A 15390-nucleotide genomic window follows, 5' to 3' on the forward strand; every position below is an offset into this window, starting at 1 on the left:
CGTTGATCACTGTTGAGCCGCCAACGAGTAGTCTGAGGTGACAATTCCTGCTAGGCTTGTCCGCCTATTAAATGGAACTTAATGGTGCTGTGGCCAATTTTGATCTGCCTAAATTAAACAAAGGTATGCTCCGTATTAATACCGAGCTAGGCGCACAGTTATGCCTGGCGATTCTTATTGTGCTCGCCGCGGCCTCGGTTCCGGCCGGTGCTGCCAAGGGCTACATCACGCAATTGGCTGCCCCTTTCGATTGCTTACATGGCGTGGATCAACAACCCAGTGCCGTGTTAGACAACATGCAAGCTATGAGTGAGGACGGCCTCACCGATACGCAGTTGGCGCAAAAATACTACTGCACTAGCGCTGCACTTTACATGCTAACCTATCCCACGCGCGCAGCCGAAGAAGTCAACACAGCCCTGTCTTACCTGTCACCCGAATCCCAACCCTGGCTGTACCACAAAACGCAACTACTCCACGCTGAAATCGCCACCATTGCCGGAGAGTCCATTCGGGCCAGCGAGCTGACCAACCCGGTGCTCACCTGGGCCATCACCGCTAAAGACGATGAAATGAAAATGTACGCCCTGCGCGCTAGGGGGGTGGCTAAAACTCAGTTGGGAGATTATCTCGGAGCACTGAAAGACCTTAACCAAGCCTACTCCTTGGCCAGTGAGGTCAACAGTGGCGCCCGGGCTGCCGTGGGCAGTGCCTTGGCCCTAGTGTACGAATACAGAGAAGAGTACGAGTTGGCGATTCCGTACTTTCAGCAATCGGTTAATTATTACCGTGGCAATAAAAATCAACTGAGCCTAAATGTTGATCTATACGGTTTGGGGTACGCCTACTCTAGGCTCGGTCAATTTTCGTTGGGGCGGGAGACACTGCAAGAATCACTGCACATAGCCCAGTCCATTAACGATGACCAAGGCGTGGCCTACGCCAAGAAAGAGCTGGGTTACATCAACATCGAAATGGGCAATTACGCTGTTGCTAAAAAACTGCTGGCAGAGTCAGAAAAATTGGCCAAGGAATCCGATAACCCTTTCCTCACTATGATTGTGCATTTGTACCAAGGCGATTTATTTCTCGCTTTGGGCGACGTCGACGCCGCTACTCAGGCCAACGCCCAAGCGGAGTCGTTGATTAATATGAGTGAAATGCCGGTGGACTATTTACTGGTGCAGCAACAAAAAGCTGCGCTGTCGGCGGCAAAGGGTTACTACCGAGATGCCTACGATGTGATTAGAAAGGTGCTGGAAGAAAAGCTTTCCATTATGAGAAAGCACAGCGCAGAACAGCTGTTACAAATACGTGCCCAGTATGAATTGGAAACCAAAGAAAACGAAAACCAACTTTTATTGGGCATCAACAATATTGCCGAGGCAGAATTAAAAACCCAGCGCAGCCGTAATGTGTTACTTCTGCTGCTGTTGGCAACGGTAGGTATTATCTGTGTTTTGCTTGCCTATATTATTATTCGCAACCAGGAAGTGCAGCGAAAATTGCAGCAAATGGCCAACTTAGATGGCCTGACCGGGGTGCCGAATCGACGCCGTACGATGGAGTTAATCGAGAATCAGTTAGGCTTGGCTCGGCGTCATAATTATCCACTGGCAGTGGCCATCATTGACTTGGATGATTTCAAAGCGGTGAACGACAATTTTGGCCATCCAACCGGTGATAAAGTGTTAGAGGCATTCGGGTTGGTATTAACGCAGAATATGCGGGCGACGGATATTATCGGCCGAATTGGTGGCGAAGAGTTTATCGTAGCCTTGCCCCACACCAATACCAAAACCGCGTTTAACGTGCTAGAACAACTGCGTATGAAAACGCACAAAGTGCCAGATTTAATCGACGATTATCGATTCTCTGTGAGTTTTTCCTGCGGGTTATGCAATGCCACCCACTTCAAAGCACTGTCCGATTTAATGGCCACCGCAGATAGCGCGCTGTACAGCGCTAAGCAATCCGGTAAAGACCGAATCGTGGTGGTTGACGATTGTCAAACAAAAAACAAAAACGGATCAGTGGTAAAGGAATTAGCCGAGCACTAGCGAGCCGTTATTGATAGCGGGGCAGATGATCGCTTAACATGATGGCGATTCTCTTTTCGTCCACCGGTTTAGAAAAATAATACCCCTGCATCTCATCGCAATTTGATGAGCGTAGATAGGAGGCCTCATCGTTGGTCTCTACGCCCTCCGCCACCACTGTCAGTGAGAGATTTTTAGCCATGTCGAAAATCGCTGAAGTAATGGCCTGGCCTTCGGTATCGTGGTGAATATTGCGAACAAAAGAGCGGTCTACTTTCAGCGTATCGATGGGGAAGCGGCGAATCTGTGCCAGCGAGCTATAGCCGGTGCCAAAGTCGTCAATGGCCACGCGTACCCCTAAATCTTTCAACGCGGTTAGCAGCGCAACGGTACGTTCGATATCGCTCATAATCATGCCTTCGGTGAGTTCCAGCTCCAGCAGGCTTGGGTCTAGACCGCTGCTGTTTAAGGCATTTAGTACATCATCGTAAAAATCCGGCTCCAAGAACTGCCTCGGTGACACATTCACCGCAACGGGTACAACCTCAAGCCCCAGCTTTTGCCACTCTTTGGTTTGCCGGCAGGCGGTTTCCATTACCCAGCGGCCAATGGGCACAATAAGGCCGTTTTCTTCGGCAATCGGAATAAACCGCATCGGCGATACAAACCCCAGTTTTTGGTTTTCCCAGCGCAGAAGCGCTTCTACCCCGGTAATGACATCCCGTTGCAGACCCACCTTGGGTTGGTACAAAAGGGAAAACTCATTGCGCTCCAGCGCGCCCCGAAGTTGCGTGTCAAGGTCCATTTTCTCCAAAGATAAGGCAGCCATTTCCCTGTTGTAAACAGAGAAATTGTTTTTGCCTCGCTCCTTGGCTGTGTACATGGCCATTTCGGCGTGTTTCAACAACGTTTGTTCATCCAAGCCGTCGTCTGGGTATTGGGTGACGCCAACACTGGCGGTAACCCGATACTCTACGCCGTCTATGGCAACCGGAAGAATCGTTAGGCTAATCAGTTTTTCAGCGACAACCTGCGCTTGCTCAATGTGGCTAATGCCATCGGCAATAACCACAAATTCATCGCCACCTACGCGAGAGATAAATTCGCTGGCGCGCAGATTGGAGCGGAAGCGGCTGGCGATTTCTTTCAATAACCGATCGCCACATTCGTGGCCGATGGTGTCGTTGATGATTTTAAAACGGTCGAGATCGATAAACATCACCGCAAATTTTCGGTTGTAGCGGTGGGCTGCGGCTACAGTCCGAGCCAGAGTTTCCATACAAAGGGCGCGATTGGGCAGATCCGTGAGGTGGTCGTGCCCGGCCATAAATTCCAGCTTTTGTTGCTGCAGTTTTTGCTCGGTGATGTCGTATTGTACGCCAGAGAGAGTCAACGGCGTGTTGTTGTCATCGTATTCGAACACGGCTTTGCTGATCAGCCAGTGCTCCGAGCCATCGGGCCATATAGTGCGGTATTCAATTTGGTAACGCGATAACTTATGTTTTACCGCGTTTTCAAACGCGTCAATAATCAGCTGACGATCTTCCGGGTGGACGAACTTGGTCGCATCCATGGGGGATTTTAAACTGCCTTCGGGCTGCCCATATAAAAGCGACCCATGCAGCATCCAACTGGCTCCGGGCACCGGCATTGCGTTTATTTCGTCGTCGGGCTGGGTCAGCTCCAAGCGAAAAATGGCGACCGGTAATTCCAGTAATATGGTGTTGATATGCTCGCCAAGCTCAGAGAAGTTTTTCAGTATGCGTTTTTCTGAAGAGACGTTGCGCACTTCGCCATCGAGGTAAAGCGCGTCATCGCCTGAACGGGTAACGTTAATCTCTGTGGTTAACCAAATCGCCCCCTGTGCTGTTTTTGCCAAGTGCGCCGATTTTTCTAAGTAATTACAACCACCGACGATGGCGCAATTGAGCGTATTAAAATGGGCGGCGGCGTCAGATTCAAAAAATACCGCCAGGACATCGGTAATGGTTAAGGTGGCGTCGCTTGGTGCGCCAACAATAGCCGGGTTCATCACCAACCAGTTGTTGCTGTTGTCCAAGTCGATGTTGCCGTTTTCGTCACAATAGAGGCGAAACACCCCGATTTTTGCAGAGCGGCTCAGTACTTCCAGTTGCTCTTGCAAAACGTTGCGATAGCGGTCAGAGATAGCGACGACCCTTTTATCCACGTAATTTATATCCTGCCAATCGGATTGATGCGTAGCGGCTTGTTTAGGCGCCACTTTATTGAGAGAAAAACTCTATTTAGGCGTCTTAATTCAGTATAGGAAAGGGTTGACGATATGCTAGGCGCAGTAAAAAACTCTGGCAAAAGAGGCTGTGATCAATAACCAGTGGGTATAAGCGTTGGCAAAATCTAGTGTATTTATTTGGGCTTTGCTAATAAGTATTTAAAATGGCAAAAAATACACGCTTTTGGTTATTAGCCCCGCAGGTTGTTTTTTCGCGCTGCACGTAGTTTTCAAAAAAATAACCATCACTAAATCTATCTTACTTTTTCTTGCCATTCAGGCGCCAGTGCGACTAATTGGCGCGCTTTAGAAAAAACAAACGCTTTTTCGTCAAAGCTTTTGTCAAATTTAGCTCGGAAGAGCGACTCAATACTAACGGAGTTTTCCACGCCATGTATTTTAGTGAGTGCGTCGCCCACTTGAATAGTACCCTCTCTAAGTACGCGGAAATAAACTCCGGTTCTACCGTGTGCAGTGAACTGCTTGGGCAGTGTTTTGTCGCCTAGTGCGACTCCCAATTTAAAGCAAGGCACTCTCGGCTGGCTGACTTCCAAAACACAGCTGCCCACGCTAAATTGATCGCCAATAAAAATGCTGCCTTCACTTAGGCTATCCACACTGAGATTTTCCCCAAAAGCTCCCCAGCTTATATTCCTTTGGATGACGTTATTCCAGTGTGAGTAATGGCTGGTGCAAAAACCATAAACGGCCTTGTGGCTGCCACCGTGGTTGACGAGATCGGCTTGCTCGTCGCCCTCAATGCCCTGAAAACTCACCTGTAGTGGTTGGGCAGCGGGTGTTTTAAATATTCCGGTGGCGACTTGTTTGCCATTGTATTCAATGGTTTGGCAGGTGGAGACATTCAACGACACGAGTTGCATAGTAAAATCCGGTTATTAAAACATTAACGTTTTGGCCCAGAACGGTACACGCTGGGCGGTACGCCAGTCCATTGTTTAAACGCTCTGGCAAATGCTGCTGGCTCAGAAAACCCCAGCAGTGTGGCTATTTGCGAAATGGGCTGATTGGGTTGGCTTAAGTAATGGATAGCCGTATCACGGCGCATTTCATCTTTTAACAGTTGGAAACTGGTTCCTTCTTCGGTGAGTTTTCGCCGTAACGTTCGGCTGGTCATCTGCAGTTGGTTGGCCATGTCTTCCATATTGACGCCCACGAACTCGGCGTTGGTTTCGAGGTAGTCTTTCACGCGGCGGGTAAACACCGGGTAATAGGCTTGGCGTTTAAACCACTCCAGCGGCAGTTGCGGCAAGTACTCCAATAATGTGGCCGAGGTTTGTACCACCGGTAAGTCTAAAAACGCGGCGTCAAACACAATGCTGTCTCGGCTGTGTTCGTAGTGCACCGGTGCTGGGTACATTAATCGGTGTTCGGCGAAGTGTTGTGGCTTCGCCAGTTTTAAGGTGACTTGCTGTAAGGGCACTCTTTGGCCCACAAACCAACTGGGGAACCTGTGCCAAATCAGTAAAAATAATTCGCGCAGCATCCCCAGGTTATCTTTCTCGGGCTCGTTGAGTGCCAGGGCAAAGGTGGCTTGGTTGTTGTGTACCGTGAATTCTACGTCAATGGCGGGCGTCACTAGGTTATAAAACCGGCTGCAGTACCGGTACACCTCTTTTAGGTTGGCGCAGTGCACCAGCTGCCGTGCCAATAGCCCGAATACGCCAAAGCGTACTGTGTGGCTACTCATGCCCATAAACTCATCATCCCCTATGCGCCATAACTCCAGCAGCAGGCGGCTGAGTTGCTCTGGGGTAATGCGCAGTTCACGATTTTCCAGCAGTGCCGGCGACAACCCGGCGTGGCTAAGCAAATGCTGGGTATCTAGGCCGCACTCCTGGGCCTTACTGATTAGGCAATGGGCGAAATGAATGGATATAGAATGATGGTGAGGGTGCACGCTGTGTCCGTTTATGTTGGATTGCCTGCCTAATATAAAGTAAAACTTCGCTAATTTGCAGGCCTTTTGTCCGTTAATATCAAGTAAATGGCAGGATAGGCAATGGCGTTTTAGTAGCCAAACTTCGACACTATGGCCATAACAGGCCAGCAGTACAGCGGCCACCACAATCGCGGCAATTTAAAGATTATTAGAATAGGAACCAACCATGAGCGACTACCGTTACCCATTGCGTGAAGCAGAATTCGCCCTCAAAGCTCTAGTGGATTTCGACCAGTTGTGCGCCAAGGGCGAGCTGGAAGGTGTTGGCTTAGAGCTGGCCATGGCCATTATTGAAGAGGCCGGCAAACTGGGCAGCGAGGTGCTGGCCCCGCTGAACCGTGTGGGCGACACCGATGGCGCCAAACTCACCGATCGTGGTGTGCAGGAGTCGCCCGGGTTCGCCGATGCCTACGCGCAGTTTTGCGCCGGTGGTTGGGCGTCGTTAACGTCGCCGGAGGCCTACGGTGGCCAGGCTCTACCCAGCGTTTTAAATACCACGGTGGGGGAAATTTGGCAGTCGTCTAACCTTGCCTTTGCGCTGTGCCCCATGTTGGCCGCCGGAGCCACAGAGGCCATAATCAAGCACGCCAGCGATGAGCTTAAACAAAAATACGCGCCGAAGATGGTCAGTGGCGAATGGGCCTGCACCATGAACCTGACCGAGCCCGACGCTGGCACCGATTTGGCCGCGCTAAAAACCAAAGCCGAACCCAACGGCGACCACTACTTAATTTCCGGACAAAAAATATTTATTACCTGGGGCGACCATCAGATGACGGACAATATCGTGCATTTGGTACTGGCTCGCCTGCCCGATGCGCCTCCCGGCGTGAAGGGTATTTCGCTGTTTATTGTGCCCAAATTTATGGTGGACGATAATGGCAATCTAGGCGAAGCCAATGATCTCCGCTGCGTTTCCTTAGAGCATAAATTGGGCATTCACGGCAGCCCAACCTGCGTAATGAGCTATGGTGACAACGGCGGCGCTGTGGGTTATCTGGTGGGCGAAAAACACAACGGCTTGTCGTTTATGTTCACCATGATGAACCACGCTCGCCAGGATGTAGGCCTGCAAGGCGTGGCGGTGAGCGAGCGCTCCTACCAACAAGCGGTGGCCTACGCCAAAGACCGTTTGCAAGGCACCAACAAAGACGGCAGTCGCTATACCATTTTTAAATTTCCAGACGTGCGCCGCATGCTTATGCAAATGAAAGCCAGCATCGAGGCCATGCGCGGTTTGGCGCTAATCGCATCCGCAGAGATCGATCGCAGCCACTACGGTAACGATGCCGAGCAAAAAGCCAAACACGGCCAGCGGGTTGATCTACTAACGCCCATCGTTAAAGGCTGGCTCACAGAATTGGCGCAGGAGGTAACTTCTCTCGGTATACAAATTCACGGTGGCATGGGCTTTATCGAAGAAACCGGCGTAGCGCAGCACTACCGAGACGCTCGTATATTACCTATTTATGAAGGCACCAACGGCGTTCAGGCATTGGATTTGGTAGGGCGTAAAACCTTGCTCAACGAGGGAGCCCATCTAAACGACTTGTTCGCCGATATCGAGTCCACCATAAGCCAGCTAGCCGCCGAGCCATCTTTAAAAGCCTCCGCCGGCAAAATGCAGCAGGCGCTGGAGGCGGCCCGGGCAGCACGCGCTTGGTTGTTGGATAACAGCCCGCAAGATAAATCGGCGCCTGGTAGCGTGAGCTTCTCGTTCTTAATGCTGATGGGCTATTTGTGTGGTGGTTGGGTAATGGCCAAAAACCAGCTGCATGCTCAGGCCCAGTTGGCCGAAGGCGCAGGCGATGCTGAGTTCCTAAAGGCCAAATTAGTCACTGCCAACTTCTACTTTGAACAATTGCTACCCAAGACCCAGGCCTACTTTGCCGCCATTGAGTCCGGCAGCGAAAGCACGATGGCCCTGAGTGAGGAACAGTTCTAAACTCAGGGTTAATCGCTTAATAATAACAACCCAAAGAGGTGCCGCAGCCATGATGCTATCGAGCTTAAATTTTAATTTAGGGGGAGATCTGGATCTGCTGCGCACCTCGGTGAATAAGTTTGCCCAGGCCGAAATCGCGCCGATTGCCGAGCAAATCGACCGAGATAACGAGTTCCCTAAAGCCCTGTGGCGACAACTGGGGGATCTCGGCCTATTGGGAATTACGGTCAGTGAAGCCTACGGTGGCAGTGCTATGGGCTACTTGGCCCACGCCGTAGTAATGGAAGAGATCTCGCGCGCCTCAGCCTCGGTTGGCCTGTCTTATGGTGCGCATTCCAACCTCTGTGTTAACCAAATCTTTAAAAACGGTAACGCCCATCAGCGTGAAAAATACCTTCCCAAGCTGTGCAGCGGCGAGCACATTGGCGCCTTGGCCATGTCTGAGCCCAATGCAGGCAGTGACGTGGTTAGCATGCGGTTGCGGGCCGACCTCCACGGTGACCACTACCGCCTAACGGGCAATAAGATGTGGATCACCAATGGCCCGGATGCCGACACTTATGTGGTCTACGCCAAAACCGATGCAGCGGCGGGCTCCAAAGGCATTACTGCATTTATCGTTGAGCGTGGCCTGCCAGGGTTTAGCCAGGCACAAAAGCTGGATAAGCTCGGCATGCGTGGCTCAAATACCTGTGAGCTTATCTTCGATAATTGCCCGGTACCGGTGGAAAACATTCTGGGTGAACCCGGTAAAGGCGTGGCCGTTTTAATGTCTGGGCTGGACTACGAGCGCACTGTGCTGGCTGCTGGGCCGGTGGGTATTATGCACGCCTGTATGGACGTGGCGTTACCTTACACCAAACAGCGTAGCCAATTCGGCCAAGCCATTGGTGAGTTCCAATTGGTGCAGGGCAAGTTGGCTGATATGTATAACGGGCTGAATGCCAGCCGAGCCTATTTATACGCCGTAGCCGCTGCCTGCGACCGGGGTGAAGAATCCCGTAAAGACGCCGCAGGGGTAATACTCTACACCGCAGAGCTGGCCACTAAAATGGCACTGGATACCATTCAATTGTTGGGTGGCAATGGTTACACCAATGATTTCCCGGCGGGCAGATTATTGCGAGACGCCAAATTGTATGAGATTGGTGCCGGCACATCCGAAATTCGGCGCATGTTAATCGGCCGGGAGCTGTTCAACGCTTAAGCGGCGGTGACTAGTTATGTAACAGGTGGCGCCGGTCCACCATGTTTTCTGCAATAAGCGTGTAAAACGCTTCTGCCTTGGGCGAGGGGATTCGCCAGCTACGCAACTCCACACTACCCGCACTGGTGCGCGGTAATTGAAATGAGATCTCAAGCCCAGGGCCAAGGTAGCCCCAGTGTTTAAACGATTTGTGGCAACTGTTGTACAGGTAATTGATTTCCGATTCGTTTTTTCTAAAGCCGGTGTATTCGCAGTGATCCACCATGGTGATGTAGTCAATGGGCAGCTGTATGGTGGTGCGCGAGTGGTTGTCTCGTATGCAAAGCGTATATTTGGCGTTCTTTTCTTGTACTATCCAACTGCGAAAACCAAAGGTTAGCCGCAACAGGCAAAACGCCAGCGCCGCCAGGCCTAAAAACCAAGCCAACAAAACAGTGTGGGCGCCGGGTACAAAAAGTACAGCAAAGCCTGCAATAAACGCGGATAAAATTAATTGTAACCAGATGGGCCCTCGGGCCACTTGTTTAAGTACCGTTGTACGCTTTTTTAAGCGCTTTTGTGGAATATACACAACCTTGCCTCTCTCTAACGCGGCGTAAGCTTATCACGAAAATGGCGGTTGCAAGCGCCGGTGCTAAGTTTAACTCGCCGGGGCATGGTTATTTAACGCCGATGAGTGATCGGCAGGTGGGCAGGGTCAAAAATTATGAACGCTCTTAACCCGCATAATACGAGCGGCTACCACATTGTGCAGCAATACAAGGGCAAAACCTCCCGCCAATGGCAGCAGTGAGTTGGAGGCTAAGCTGGCCCATATCGATAACAAAAAACCGCCGATAATGACCACAGCAGCAAGCCACTCCCAGTGAACAGACAAGGCTAAATTACAGTAGGGGCAGGTGGTGGCGACTATATTAACTTTTTTGTGCTCGCGGGTGCGATTAAGCGAAATGACGCCCTGGCCTTGCTCCAGCTTAAAACTGTTTTTACAGTTTGGGCATACCAATTTAGGGTTCATGCTGCATAACCTACAGGTTGCGGTAGGGTGATGGTTTGGCCCTGGGGCGAACCATGCATTATACGCAATAAGCTAGGGGAGATAAGCCTGCATTAGGGTAAGAACTGCAAAGTGCTTTAAAGCTCTCATCCGGCGCTGTCGCGTTGCTTGCAAACTTCAATCTGGTCTCAAGCAAACTACTGCGGAGCTATTCCACAGCAAACACATAGCTGGTGAAGCGCTGGCCAAGGCGTTCCGAGGTGGCCATCCGAATGGCGCGGCGCTCAAGGTGCCGGTATACCCTGCGAGAATGCAAAAGGTGAATAACAACCTCCTTGTGGCCAAACGATTTGGCCCAGTGCAACAGGTCGGCAAACACCCGAGGTCCCAATCCCCAATAGTGTTTTGCCACTACAATGGCGGCTTCTACGCTTTGCTCGTCCGGTTGCAGACCGCACCAACCCGCCAATTCATCATCTACCACAACCGCACGCACTTTATAGCCCGGTTGGTCATCCAAGGCCTGTTTGTCCGTCACCCATTGTTGCAGTGAATGTGGGTTAAAGGGGTTATGGGCAACCAGGTGGCTGCGGGTACTTTGGGCATTGAGTATGGCCAGCAATTGCGTTTGGTCGACTTCGGCTAGGGTGGGGTAGGTAATGGATAGCATGGCTTAAAGTAGGGGGATTGGCTGGCTGCGGGGGTAAATAACGTGACCCCCGCTCGCAGAAACGTTAGCCATGGTCAGACCAAACAGCGAACTCGTTGCCACTGGGGCAAAAAAAGTGAAAGCGGCGACCGCCAGGGAATCGAAAAATGGGCTTAACGATTTCTCCACCGGCTTTGCTAACCGCGTCTTGGGTAGCTTCAAGTTCAGCGCTGTACAGCACTACCAAGGCGCTTCCCTGCTGCGTGCGAGCGCAGCTTTGTGACAAGAAAAAGCCACCATCGATACCGGCGTTTTCAAAGGCGGTGTATTCAGGGCCGTAATCCACAAAGCCCCAACCGAACACGGATGTGAAAAAGTCTTTAGACGCCGCTAAATCCTGGCAAGGCAGCTCTATATAGTTAATTTTCCCTGTCGTATTCATTCTTTATGCCTTATACCATTTGGCGCTGTTGCTGATCGCCTTCTTCCACCATTTTAACGAACTCAGCCGGTATGCCGGCAACGATGGTGTTCGGCGCTACGTCTTTGGTAACCACGGAGTTGGCCGCAACAACGGCGTTTTCGCCAATGGTTACACCCGGCATAATCGAGGCACTGGCACCAATCCAGGCGTTGTTTTTTACGGTGATGGGCGCGCAGTAAGTCGAGTGCCGGAGGCTTGGCTGTGTGGGGTGGCTAATAGTAATTAAATTAACCTTAGGGCCAATGAGTACGTTATCTTCCAGTGTAATGCCGCCACGGTCTAAAAATTCGCAACAATGGTTAATAAACACATTTTTGCCAATGCGAATGTTTTTTCCATAGTCGGTGTAAAACGGCGGCAGCAGGAAAAAAGTTTTATCAATTTGGGTGCCGGTAAGGCGGGCGATAAAATCTCGTACTTTTTGCGGGCTATGGTAGCTGTTATTCAGTTCGGCGATGAGCCGCTGTGCTGAGGTAATGCGTTTGGCTATTTTTATATATTCTGGGTCTTCGGGCGAAATCAGTTCGCCTGCCAATTCGCGTTCAAAAATGTCTTTCCTTCTCATGATTAATCCTATCGCTTATGTCACCACAATTTATTGGTATTACGCGTGTTAAATTAACCCGAATGCCTCTAGGCGTTAAGCAATACTACTGGAGCAAGAGCCCTAATTACAAACCATAACGTAGAATAAGACGCTAAAAATGCAACTGTGTCTACAATTAGGTTTTTCTAATTTAAAAATGGTTTAGATTCGTTATCTTTTGATTAACTATTCTTTAGTAGGCAGATTAATGCGGGGGTGGAGCACACTAGGTGTGAGGATTGTGCTGACGAGGAAGTTGCCAGGGGTGTGTCGGTACGAGTGCTTACAGCGTGTGTTGGTCGGTGATGTGAATCTCTCGCAGCAACAAAAACAGTGGTAATCCCAAAGACACGCCAACCAAGCATGTACCTAAGGATGGCAGCCATAAGCGGGCCATATTCAGGCGTCGGCCTTCATGCCAAATAAACGCAATCAAAACCAATGCTGAAACCAATACATCTAACCAAGCAAATTGGCTAATGCTATTGCTCGAGGCAAGCTGAAACAGAAGCGTAATGTTGGGGCCTTGGCTAAACAACCAGGGGGCAAACGCGGCGAAGGGCAACACGGTGCCCAAAATACACATGCAAATATAAAAGGCCTTCATGGTGCCACCTCAAAGCAGGCTTTAACATACTAACGCGACATTCGAGGCTAGAATGTCACCTTTTATTTCGCCCCGCCTAAACAGCCATGCCACCGCAGGTTAAAAATTTTCGGCTTAAAAAATAATCAGCTGTCGGCGAGCCACTTATACATCACTAGGGCATCAACCAATCCCAGAGTAGGGTGGCGGAAAGCCTTGGGTAATTGCCCGACGGGTTCAAAGCCCAACTTCTGCCATAGCCTAACAGCCCCGGTGTTACTTGAGGCGACAAAATTAAATTGCATGGCCAGGTACCCCAGCTCCTTGGCGAGGTTTTGTGAGTGCTCACACAGCGCGGAAGCCAGCCCTTGGCCGCGGGCCTGGGGAGCCACCATGTACCCGCAATTGCAAACGTGGGCTCCGGGCCCTGCTTGGTTAGTCTTGAGGTAATAGGTCGCCACAGTGTGCCCGTTAACTTCAGCCACATAGGTCTTTCTTGGCGCCGATATCCACAAGGCTAGGCCTTGCTCTTTAGTGGTGGATGGGTCGTAGGCGTAGGTTTCACCGGCTTGTACTACCGACTGGAAAATAGGCCATATGGCATCCCAGTCTTGGATGTGTGCTTCTCGGATGTGCATTTCTTACTCGTAGTGTTCTGGCGTGCCATCACATCATTGCCAGGCACGGGTTAATGCTTGATATTTTAACGCGTGGGTTTGTTTTACCTGAGGCGCCTCAGGCCCTGCAATACCATAGGCATGAAACGCACCAGGAATGACGTGTAACTCCACAGGCACCCCACACTGAATTAGGCGGTTACCGAAAACAAGGTTTTCATTCAAAAACAGATCCAACGCGCCAACAATCAAAAATGTGGCCGGCATTCCCGATAAATCGGTTTCCCTGGCCGGTACCGCGCCTTCGGGAGCGGATTCACCGCCGGGCTCAGCGGCCAAATAGGCTCGCCATGCAAAGTGATTGTTTTGGGCAGTCCAACTGTACTCGCCACAATAGGGGTGGCTTACACTTAGGTGTTGGCTGCGATCATCCAGCATGGGCGCATCCAATAACAGGTGTTTAACGGGATGAGGAAGCGAGCCACGGGAGTGCAGCGCAATGGCGGCGGCCAGGCCAGCACCGGCGCTCTCGCCAATCAGTGCGATGCGAGAGGGATCAATGGCCAAACATTGCGCGTTGCTATGCAGCCAGTTCAGTGCCGATAGGCCGTCTTGTAAGGCGCTGGGGTAGGGGTGTTCCGGCGCAAGGCGGTAGGCCACAGAAACAACCACACAGCCGAGGGTTTTTGCCAGCGTCCGGTTTTGGGTGTCGTTTACACCGGGCTCGCCTAAAATGTAACCGCCACCGTGAAAATGCAATGCCACCGGTAGGTTGGTACCGCGATTTTTGGGGGTGTACATCAATGCTGGGATGTCTGGCCCTCCAAAGTCGCTGGGCAAGCGAATGGATTGGCAGTCAACCTCTAAAAGCTCCGCCGGCACATTGCCAAGCTGCAACTGCGTAGCCTGGCGGATAGCGTTGCGAACTTTGGGCAAATTACGTGTCGATAAACTGGTGCTTGGCAGCTGCGCCAAGGCAGGTCGCAGCTCCTGGGCGATCAACTGCTGGCTTATATATGGTGAGTTCTTCGCCATGGGTTGCTGCCTTACAACAACATTACTGCTGAGCCAAAGCCTCTGATAAGGCCACTATATTCTCAACGATTAAAGTCGGCTCTACGCCCCATGGATCAAATACGGCTTTCTCAGAGCGTTTAATCCAGGCGGTTTGCAGGCCCTGGGATGCAGCGCCGATGATATCAAAAGGATTGCTGGATACTAACCATGTGGCGTCTGCTGAGGATTGGGTGGTGTGTAATAGGTGCTGGTAAACCTTGGGGCTGGGCTTAAAGGTTTTGGTGGTCTCAACCGTGACAATTTCGGAAAAAAAACTGTCTAATTCGGAATGGCTCAGTAAACTTTCTACGGCCTCGGTGGTGCCATTGGAAAACGCAAACAGTTGGTGATTGGTTTCAGCAAGAGCACTCAAACCAGGCGCCACATCCTCAAATGCGGGTAACGACAAATAGCATTCCAGCAGTACATTCTTTTGTTCCGTAGAAAGATAAACATCAAAATGTTGGCAGGTGTATTCCAAGGCCTGTTGAATGCAGTCAGAGAAGTTTACGTAGTCTTCCATAAGGCCACGTCTAAATGCGTACTCAAGTTGCTTGTCTCGCCATTGTTGCGCAAATTGTGCTGCTAAGTCGCCTAAATAGCTATGTAATTTGTTGGTAACACCTTGTGTATCTATTAAGGTGCCGTATACATCAAAAGCAAGGGTGTAAGTCATTTTAATGCACCTGGTCGTTAATAATTTAAGCTTGCTCTACTTACATTGGGTAACATTCAGCCCCCTAGTGTGAAGAATAAACGCCACAATGACAATGGCACCAAAAAACTATTGATTAATATTTGTAAATGAGTATTAGCCCTCATAGGCACAATCAACAAAATTTTTGTGGTTATTTATGGGGCTTCTTTGCTTGGTATTTTTGAGGCGGCGCGTGGCTAATTAGGGCCGCTAAATATACAGCGGCCTTCTGAACCAGCGGCCTTATGAACTAGCAACTCATCAACAAGTCGCAATCCAAATTGGCAGTTAAGCGATTTAGTAGTAAATGACAACA

15 protein-coding genes are annotated in these 15390 nt (G+C 50.6%); 3 read left to right on the forward strand and 12 right to left on the reverse strand.

Translation table 11 applies throughout. The features are described from left to right. Positions 1 to 71: 71 nt before the first annotated feature. Positions 72 to 2060 (forward strand): diguanylate cyclase, encoded by a 1989-nt coding sequence (locus tag ACGHM3_RS00890; protein ID WP_345416035.1) that lies wholly within the window; start codon positions 72 to 74, stop codon positions 2058 to 2060. 7 nt (positions 2061 to 2067) lie between these two features. Here ACGHM3_RS00890 and ACGHM3_RS00895 read toward each other — a convergent pair whose 3' ends face one another. From ACGHM3_RS00895 to ACGHM3_RS00905, 3 genes are all read right to left on the reverse strand, one after another. Then, positions 2068 to 4227 (reverse strand): EAL domain-containing protein, encoded by a 2160-nt coding sequence (locus ACGHM3_RS00895; protein ID WP_345416032.1) that lies wholly within the window; start codon positions 4225 to 4227, stop codon positions 2068 to 2070. Positions 4228 to 4544: 317 nt separating this feature from the next. Continuing rightward, entirely contained in the window at positions 4545 to 5171 is a 627-nt protein-coding gene (locus tag ACGHM3_RS00900) for an MOSC domain-containing protein (protein ID WP_345416030.1), read from the reverse strand. Positions 5172 to 5194: 23 nt separating this feature from the next. Beyond that, a complete protein-coding gene (locus ACGHM3_RS00905) occupies positions 5195 to 6208 on the reverse strand; it encodes an AraC family transcriptional regulator (protein WP_345416028.1) in 1014 nt (337 codons plus the stop codon). Between the two features lie 208 nt (positions 6209 to 6416). Here ACGHM3_RS00905 and ACGHM3_RS00910 point away from each other — a divergent pair, with 208 nt between their 5' ends. Together ACGHM3_RS00910 and ACGHM3_RS00915 are read left to right on the forward strand one after the other, a co-directional pair. Beyond that, a complete protein-coding gene (locus tag ACGHM3_RS00910; protein ID WP_345416025.1) occupies positions 6417 to 8195 on the forward strand; it encodes an acyl-CoA dehydrogenase in 1779 nt (592 codons plus the stop codon). A gap of 49 nt (positions 8196 to 8244) precedes the next feature. Beyond that, the gene (locus ACGHM3_RS00915; protein WP_345416022.1) at positions 8245 to 9402 is read left to right on the forward strand and encodes an isovaleryl-CoA dehydrogenase; all 1158 of its coding nucleotides are present in this window, start codon (positions 8245 to 8247) and stop codon (positions 9400 to 9402) included. Positions 9403 to 9412: 10 nt separating this feature from the next. Here ACGHM3_RS00915 and ACGHM3_RS00920 read toward each other — a convergent pair whose 3' ends face one another. The 9 genes from ACGHM3_RS00920 to ACGHM3_RS00960 all read right to left on the reverse strand — a co-directional run bounded on the left by ACGHM3_RS00920 (position 9413) and on the right by ACGHM3_RS00960 (position 15053). Beyond that, positions 9413 to 9973, reverse strand: coding sequence for a hypothetical protein (locus tag ACGHM3_RS00920; protein WP_345416019.1), 561 nt, complete (start codon positions 9971 to 9973; stop codon positions 9413 to 9415). 126 nt (positions 9974 to 10099) lie between these two features. Further along, positions 10100 to 10420, reverse strand: a complete 321-nt coding sequence (locus ACGHM3_RS00925; protein ID WP_345416016.1) for a hypothetical protein — start codon at positions 10418 to 10420, stop codon at positions 10100 to 10102. Between the two features lie 187 nt (positions 10421 to 10607). After that, positions 10608 to 11069 carry a GNAT family N-acetyltransferase gene (locus tag ACGHM3_RS00930; RefSeq protein WP_345416013.1) on the reverse strand — a complete coding sequence of 154 codons (462 nt, stop codon included), beginning with the start codon at positions 11067 to 11069 and terminating at the stop codon, positions 10608 to 10610. Between the two features lie 64 nt (positions 11070 to 11133). Next, complete coding sequence (locus tag ACGHM3_RS00935) at positions 11134 to 11490, reverse strand: VOC family protein (protein WP_345416010.1); 357 nt, start codon at positions 11488 to 11490, stop codon at positions 11134 to 11136. A 10-nt stretch (positions 11491 to 11500) separates the two neighbouring features. Continuing rightward, positions 11501 to 12097: a sugar O-acetyltransferase gene (locus ACGHM3_RS00940; protein ID WP_345416007.1), complete on the reverse strand. Its 597-nt coding sequence runs from the start codon at positions 12095 to 12097 to the stop codon at positions 11501 to 11503. Positions 12098 to 12401: 304 nt separating this feature from the next. Continuing rightward, the gene (locus ACGHM3_RS00945; protein ID WP_345416004.1) at positions 12402 to 12725 is read right to left on the reverse strand and encodes a DUF2834 domain-containing protein; all 324 of its coding nucleotides are present in this window, start codon (positions 12723 to 12725) and stop codon (positions 12402 to 12404) included. Between the two features lie 125 nt (positions 12726 to 12850). After that, a complete protein-coding gene (locus ACGHM3_RS00950) occupies positions 12851 to 13342 on the reverse strand; it encodes an N-acetyltransferase (RefSeq protein WP_345416001.1) in 492 nt (163 codons plus the stop codon). A 33-nt stretch (positions 13343 to 13375) separates the two neighbouring features. After that, entirely contained in the window at positions 13376 to 14356 is a 981-nt protein-coding gene (locus tag ACGHM3_RS00955) for an alpha/beta hydrolase (RefSeq protein ID WP_345415998.1), read from the reverse strand. A gap of 22 nt (positions 14357 to 14378) precedes the next feature. Further along, complete coding sequence (locus tag ACGHM3_RS00960) at positions 14379 to 15053, reverse strand: haloacid dehalogenase type II (protein WP_345415996.1); 675 nt, start codon at positions 15051 to 15053, stop codon at positions 14379 to 14381. Positions 15054 to 15390: the final 337 nt, after the last annotated feature.

It is taken from the genome of Halioxenophilus aromaticivorans, from assembly GCF_042850945.1.
GTDB classification, from domain to species: domain Bacteria; phylum Pseudomonadota; class Gammaproteobacteria; order Pseudomonadales; family Cellvibrionaceae; genus Halioxenophilus; species Halioxenophilus aromaticivorans.